The 2,969-nt window shown below is 71.5% G+C and carries 3 protein-coding genes; 1 reads left to right on the top strand and 2 read right to left on the bottom strand.

Features of this window, described 5'->3' with window-relative positions; all coding sequences use genetic code 11:
- Positions 1-871 (bottom strand): NAD-dependent epimerase/dehydratase family protein (locus CCN33_RS31725; RefSeq protein WP_140394733.1); only part of this gene is annotated, 871 nt, incomplete at its 3' end.
- A gap of 149 nt (positions 872-1,020) precedes the next feature.
- Entirely contained in the window at positions 1,021-1,956 is a 936-nt protein-coding gene (locus tag CCN33_RS28950; protein WP_208621948.1) for an NADP-dependent oxidoreductase, read from the bottom strand.
- Positions 1,957-2,043: 87 nt separating this feature from the next.
- On the opposite strand from CCN33_RS28950, the gene CCN33_RS28945 reads away from it, so the two are divergent.
- A partial coding sequence (locus CCN33_RS28945) for a GlxA family transcriptional regulator (RefSeq protein ID WP_086696337.1) occupies positions 2,044-2,969 on the top strand: 926 nt, incomplete at its 3' end.

Genomic DNA, 2,969 nt, shown 5'->3' with positions numbered 1-2,969 from the left:
GCGGGCGGCAGCGCAGCCCGGCGGCGACGGCCCGGTCGGGGGAAGCGGCCCAGGCACCGGCCATGGCGGGCTGTTCCGTGGCCCAGAACGGCAGCTCGGTCCAGGCACCCACCTCGTGCCCGGCGAGGAACTCCTCGTCGATCCAGACCGGCCGGGCTCCGGCCTCGGTGGCCCGGGCGCACAGGTCCAGCAGTTCCCCGAGGGTCGTCGTGTCCTTGGGTCCGCTGACCAGGTAGTGCCCGGCGGCACCTTCCTCCAGCAGGTTGAGCGCGAACACCGCGATGTCCCGGGCGTCGATGAGCTGGATCTTCTGGCCGGGCGCCCCTGGCGCGAGGACCTCACCGCCGCGGGCCATGCGCTCCAGCCACCAGAGCAGCCGGCCGGGGGTCTCGCGCGGGCCCACGATCAGACCGGGGTTCAGGATGAGGACATCCCCCTCGAAGTACTTCTCGACGGCCCGCTCGCACCCTGCCTTCAGGGCGTTGCCCGGCACGTCGTCCACGGCCGCGTCCGGCGGACAGGCGTGGCGCGCCGAATCCTCGCTGACGGGCCCGCCGGGCCAGTCGGAGTAAGCGTGGAAGGACGAAACGAAGAGGTACGTTTCCGCGTGAGCGCTCAGCGCGCGAGCGGATTGCCCGACGGTGCGGGGATGGAAACCACTGGTGTCGATGACCGCGTCCCAGGGGCCCGCCGCGGCCAGCGCTTCCAGATCGGCGGAATTCTCCCGGTCGCCACGGAGGTTCTCCGCTCCCTGGATGTCCGGTCCGGACTTTCCACGGTTGAAGACGGTTAAGGTATGGCCGCGGCCGATTGCTTCCTGCGCAAAGGCTTGTCCCAGGAACACCGAGCCGCCAATGACGAGAATCCTCATTGCCACATGATCACGCAACTGCCGTCGCTTGACAAGGAATCAGGATTCCCGCCACCGGCTGTCGTCGGCCTCCGGCACATTACCCCGTGCGGCTCGCACTTTGTTTTCCGCTCAACGACATAGCGGAGTAAAGGAAGCCGCATACCGCCTCAGGACCCGACGGTCAATACCAGCTTCCCCGCGACCCGTCCCGTCTCCCCCACCGCGTGTGCCTTGGCCGCCTCCGCGAGCGGAAACACCTCCTCGACATGCGCGCGCAGCGCACCGGAGGAAGCCAGCTCGGCGACCGCCTTCATGCCCGCGTGATCCGCCTCCACGAGCAGCGTCTCGACCCGCACCCCCCGGGCCTCCGCCTTGGCCGGCTCCTCCGGGTCGGTACCGGGCAGCAGCGACACCAGCACGCCCCCGGGCCGCAGCACCTCCAGCGAACGCACCCGCGTCTCACCGGAGATGGTGTCGAGCACCACGTCCACGTCCGCCACGACGTCCCGGAAGTCGACGGACCGGTAGTCGATCACCTCGTCCGCGCCGAGCGACCGCAGGAACTCGTGCTTGGGCTCGCTCGCGGTCCCGATCACGTACGCCCCCAGGGACTTGGCGATCTGCACCGCGAGGTGGCCGACGCCTCCGGCGGCGGCGTGCACCAACACCCGCTGACCGGGCCGGACTCGCGCCGTGTCCACCAGCGCCTGGTACGCCGTGAGCGCGGCCAGCGGCAGGGCGCCCGCCTGGACGTGGTCGATCGAGTCCGGCTTGTGGGCGAAGGCGCGGGCCGGGCCCTTCACGTACTCCGCGTGGGCGCCGACGCCGTACGGGTAGGGCAGCATGCCGAAGACCTCGTCGCCGGGCTTGAAGAGGGTCACGCCGTAGCCGACCTCCTCGACGACGCCGGAGACGTCCCAGCCGAGGACGAGCGGGAGCCGGCCGAGGAACATGCCCCCGGTGCGGTGCTTCCAGTCGGTCGGGTTGAGTCCGGAGGCGCGGACCGAGACCAGGATCTCGCTCAGGCCCGGCTTGGGTCGGGGCAGTTCGGTCTGCTTGAGGACGTCGGGGGTGCCGTACTCGTCCTGGCTGATGGCGTGCATGGTGGGGTGGTTCGTCATGCGTCCAGCCTCGCCCGAACCGGGCGGCCGTACCATGGCATGAATGCCATCTTTCAACGGGATCATGCCATGACCACTCCGCATCGCGTCGTCGTCCTCGCCCTGGACGGGGTCTACCCCTTCGAGCTGGGCATCCCCAACCGGGTCTTCGGCACCCTCCCGAGCCGCTACGAGGTGCTGACCTGCTCGGCCGACGGCGGGCCGGTCGCCACCAGCGCCGACTTCTCGGTCGCCGTCGGGCACGGTCCCGAGGTGCTGGCGACGGCGGACACCGTCGTGCTCCCGCCGTTCGACATCTCCCTGGTCCGCCGCGGCCTGCCGCCGAAACTGGAGGCGGCGCTCGCGGCCGTACCGCCCGGCACCCGGATCGTCTCCATCTGCACCGGCGCCTTCGTCCTGGCCGCCGCCGGACGGCTCGACGGCCGCCGCGCCACGACCCACTGGGCTCTCGCGGACACCTTCCGCGCGTGGTTCCCGGCGGTGCACCTCGACCCGGACGTGCTGTTCGTGGACGACGGCGACCTCCTCACCTCGGCGGGCGCCGCCTCGGGGGTCGACGTGTGCCTGCACGTCGTGCGCCAGGACCACGGCGCGGCCGTCGCCAACGACGTGGCCCGCGCCTGCGTCGTACCGCCGTGGCGCGACGGCGGGCAGGCGCAGTACATCCAGCACCCGGTGCCCGAGGAGCCGGCCAACGGCACCTCGGCCACCCGTCAGTGGGCGCTGGAGCGCCTGCACGAGCCGTTGTCGCTGGCCGAGCTGGCCGGGCACGCCCGGATGAGCCTGCGCACCTTCGCGCGCCGGTTCAACGAGGAGGTCGGTACGAGTCCGGGGCGCTGGCTCATCCAGCAGCGCATCGCCCGCGCGCGGCACCTGCTGGAGACCACCGACCTCGCCGTGGACGACCTCGCCGCACAGGTCGGCTTCGCCACCGGGACCTCGCTGCGCGAGCATCTGCACGCGGCCATCGGGGTGACCCCGATGGCATACCGGCG

Source organism: Streptomyces recifensis (assembly GCF_002154615.1).
GTDB classification, from domain to species: domain Bacteria; phylum Actinomycetota; class Actinomycetes; order Streptomycetales; family Streptomycetaceae; genus Streptomyces; species Streptomyces griseoluteus.
The sequence above is the reverse complement of the archived record's forward strand: the minus strand, read 5'-3'. Positions and strand labels throughout refer to the sequence as shown.

What these genes read in the sequence shown, in the direction of transcription:
- CCN33_RS28950 (WP_208621948.1), bottom strand. Translation starts at nt 1,956, where the DNA reads ATGCACGCCATCAGCCAGGACGAGTACGGCACCCCCGACGTCCTCAAG.